General features: G+C 53.4%; 4 protein-coding genes. All 4 read right to left on the reverse strand.

The features are described from left to right. Positions 1-185: 185 nt before the first annotated feature. Positions 186-947 carry an amino acid ABC transporter ATP-binding protein gene (locus ACSZO1_RS22015; RefSeq protein WP_437616474.1) on the reverse strand — a complete coding sequence of 254 codons (762 nt, stop codon included), beginning with the start codon at positions 945-947 and terminating at the stop codon, positions 186-188. Next, positions 940-1863 (reverse strand): amino acid ABC transporter permease, encoded by a 924-nt coding sequence (locus ACSZO1_RS22020; protein ID WP_437616476.1) that lies wholly within the window; start codon positions 1861-1863, stop codon positions 940-942. Before ACSZO1_RS22020 ends, ACSZO1_RS22015 begins: the two co-directional genes overlap by 8 nt. Continuing rightward, a complete protein-coding gene (locus tag ACSZO1_RS22025; protein ID WP_437616478.1) occupies positions 1863-2756 on the reverse strand; it encodes an ABC transporter substrate-binding protein in 894 nt (297 codons plus the stop codon). The genes ACSZO1_RS22020 and ACSZO1_RS22025 overlap by 1 nt, the downstream gene beginning before the upstream one ends. A 225-nt stretch (positions 2757-2981) precedes the next feature. Beyond that, on the reverse strand, positions 2982-3185 hold a 204-nt coding region (locus ACSZO1_RS22030), incomplete at its 5' end, for a hypothetical protein (RefSeq protein ID WP_437616480.1).

The raw sequence follows: 3185 nt of genomic DNA on the forward strand, positions 1-3185 counted from the left end.
GCAGGATAGCTTATCGGTAGCTAACCGTCCCTCCATCCACATGACCAAGCGTTGCACTTATTATCTGAATTCGCGGGGAAGACAGAATGGGTGTTTCAGCGGGATGACATGACAGCACAGGTGGCAACAGAAGAGATGTCTGCCCTGAGTCAGCCAGACAACAGGGCAATCATTGACAGACGGCGCTACAGCACCGTCGATAAGAAGTGACGGAAGCGGATATTTTGTGTGTCATCCAGCACCGTTTTGCCGGGGCCAGACTCCACAATTTTGCCCTCTTCCATAAAGATAATATTGTCCGCCACCTCACGGGCAAAACCGACTTCGTGGGTCACGATCACCATGGTAATACCGGAGTGCGCCAGCTTTTTGATCACCTGTAGCACTTCGCCGACCAGCTCCGGGTCCAGCGCTGAGGTCGGCTCATCAAACAGCATCACTTCCGGGTCCATCGCCAGCGCGCGGGCAATCGCCACACGCTGCTGCTGTCCGCCGGACAACTGCTGCGGCCAGTCATCTTCACGCGTCGCCAGCCCCACCTGCTGCAACAGCGCACGCGCTTTGGCTGTTGCCTGCTGGCGGCCCTGCTTTTTCACCCGTATCGGGGCATCAATAATGTTCTGCAACACTGTGCGGTGCGGAAACAGGTTGAACTGCTGAAACACCATCCCGGTGCGACTGCGCTGGGCGGCAATCTGCCTGCTGTTGAGTTCATACAGCGCCTTACCCACCTGCTTATAGCCGACCAGCTCACCGCCAATGCGAATGGTGCCGCCATCGAGCTTTTCCAGATGATTAATACAGCGCAACAGCGTCGATTTCCCGGAGCCAGATGGCCCGAGGATCACCGTCACCGAACCGGCAGGAATATCGAGATCGATACCGTCCAGAATGGTATTACCGGAGAATTTTTTGGTGACTTTACGTAACTGAATCGCCTCACCCATTGCTGGTTCTCCCGCTGTCAATGCTGTACGCCGGCTCCGGCTGCTTGATGTTTTGCTTTGCCTTACGGCGAATTGTGCTGCGGCTGAAGTAACGCTCGACATAGTACTGGCCGATGGAGAGTAACGAGGTCATCACCAGATACCACAGCGTCGCCACCAGCAATAATGGAATCACTTCATAGGTGCGCTGATAGATAATCTGCGCCGAATAGAGCACATCCTGCAGCGAAATCACCGAGACCACGGCCGTGGTTTTCAGCTGACCAATCACTTCGTTACCGGCAGGCGGCAGAATGGCGCGCATCGCCTGCGGTAACACGGTATGACGGAAAATCTGTGCCGGGCGATAGCCAAGTGCTTTGGCGGCTTCGATTTGCCCGTTGCCGACGCTCTGGATACCGGCACGGACAATTTCCGCGGCATAGGCCGACTGATGCATCACCAGCGCAATCACCGCCGCGCTAAACGGGCTGATCAGATCATTGGCCGAGGCACTCCACACTTCGCCGAAGAACGGCAGGGACAATGAGATATTGGGATAGAGAGCGGCGATGTTATACCAGAGGAACAGCTGCACCAGCATCGGCACACCACGGAAAAACCAGGTGTAGGTCCAGCTGACGGCGATCAGCACCGGGTTCGATGACAGACGCATCAACGCCAGCACCGTCCCTCCGGCAAAGCCGAAGATGACCGAAATCGCGGTCAGTTTGAGCGTCATTAAAACGCCCTGCAGAATGGAGGTTTCGGTAAAACTGGCGGCAATCACGCCCCATTCAAAACGCGGATTATTGAGCATTGAGTGGGCGGCAGTGAACAACAGCGCCACTACCAGCAGGGCGCTGCTCCAGCGCCCGGGGTATTTTTTACCGACGATTCGTAGCTCTTCAGGATGTTCGCTGTGACCACCGTTCATTACAGAATCTCTTGATTACGTTTCGCTTCTTTCACCGCACCGAAGCCAATCGACCACTTATCGAGAATTTTCTGGTAAGTGCCGTCTTTAATCAGCGAGTTCAGCGCGTCCTGCACCGCTTCTTCCAGCGGTGAATCTTTCGGGAAAGCGATGGAGACTGGCGCATCATTCACTTCAATGGTGCCAGTCATCGCCAGCGCTTTGACCTGCGACACCTGCCAGGTTAAGCCTTCATACGGACCAAAGAACATCGGCACGCGGCCACTGACCACCGCCTGCACGCCCGATGGACGGTCCGGGAATACCGCGATTTTCAGCGCCGGTTTCCCTGCTGCTTCACAGGCTTTGCTGGCTTCTTCCAGACGCGTCAGCTGTGTGGTGCCCGCTCCGCCGCCCACTTCCTGGCCGCAGATTTGCTGGAAGGAGGTAAATGGCGCGATGTTTGCGTCTTTACGCGAGATCACACCCAGGCGTGAGGCGTCGTAATAGCTGACGAAATCCACCTGATCCATACGCTTTTTGGTGGCGTTAATATTCGACAGCGCCACGTCGTAGCGGCCTGACTTCAGGCCAGGAATAATATTGTCGAAACCGCCGGTATCCTGCCAGTGCACCGTTACGCCAAGACGTCCGGCGACCGCATTGAAAATATCAATTTCACGTCCAGCGAGGGTTTTATTATCTTCCTGATAAAAGGTGGTCGGTGGTGTATTCGGGTTGGTGCCCGCCAGAATATAACCACGTTTCAGAATATCCGCAGGCAATTTACTTTTTAATTGATTATCCGCGCTGACCTGAAAGGTCGTATGAGACGGGACATTTTGATCGGCCGCCCAGGCTGAAGAGAGACTTCCCGCCATTACCAGCGACAACAGTAATTTGGATAATTTCATGATAGAACCTTTTCCTGATATCGCGAAAACAATCACTTTCTTCGTGGTTATACCCTAAATAATTCGAGCTGCAGGAAGGCGGCAAGCCCGCGAATCCCCAGGAGCATAGATAACTATGTGACTGGGGTGAGCGGGCGCAGCCAACGCATCTGCGGCTTGAAATATGACGGGTATAATCACAACGAATAACACTGCTTTGCGTAAACTTTTATAATTTAGGTATATTCAGGCGCCGCCTGAAAAATTATTCTGACGGCAGAGGCTCTTTTGAAGCAAATGATAAAAATAGATAACTAACGCTGAAATTCGCATAAAGAAAATAGCGAATGGCAAGTCGAATGAAAATGAATAGCGCGAATTCAGATAATAAGTGCAACGCTCGGACATGATTGTGGAGAGTGTAGGAGGAAGGGTTAACCGCGAATTCAG

Origin of the sequence: Erwinia sp. V71 (assembly GCF_965644245.1) — a bacterium.
Classification (GTDB): Bacteria; Pseudomonadota; Gammaproteobacteria; order Enterobacterales; family Enterobacteriaceae; genus Erwinia.